This window comes from Pseudoalteromonas sp. SIMBA_162, from assembly GCF_046535955.1.
Classification (GTDB): Bacteria; Pseudomonadota; Gammaproteobacteria; order Enterobacterales; family Alteromonadaceae; genus Pseudoalteromonas; species Pseudoalteromonas marina.
In genome coordinates this window covers 1-252 of sequence record NZ_JAWJBQ010000810.1, presented here as the reverse complement: position 1 = coordinate 252, position 252 = coordinate 1, and the positions used below count along the sequence as shown (strand labels likewise).

1 protein-coding gene is annotated in these 252 nt (G+C 60.7%); it reads left to right on the top strand.

What is annotated here, in order from left to right; translation table 11 throughout:
• Positions 1 to 39 precede the first annotated feature (39 nt).
• On the top strand, positions 40 to 252 hold a 213-nt coding region (locus R0J88_RS21930), incomplete at its 3' end, for a hypothetical protein (protein WP_410901167.1).

The following is a 252-nucleotide window of genomic DNA, read 5'->3' as shown; positions in this document are numbered from 1 at the left end:
CACGATGCAGTGTTGTTTGATGGCACTCATGAGTCACATATGACCACCGCTGGCCAAGTGTTGACCGAGCGCTCGTCGGCGGCGGCTCCGCTTTTCATCGTCGGTTCATCCGGAGTGGAGTATGGCCTCACACAATACTGGCGTACCGCTGGGGTGTTTCCGGCACGAGCGTCGCTGGCCGTCCCTCTGGAACCGGCCGACCAGGTGCTGGTGATCTCAGGCAGTGCTTCGCCGTTGAGTCAGTCCCAGATC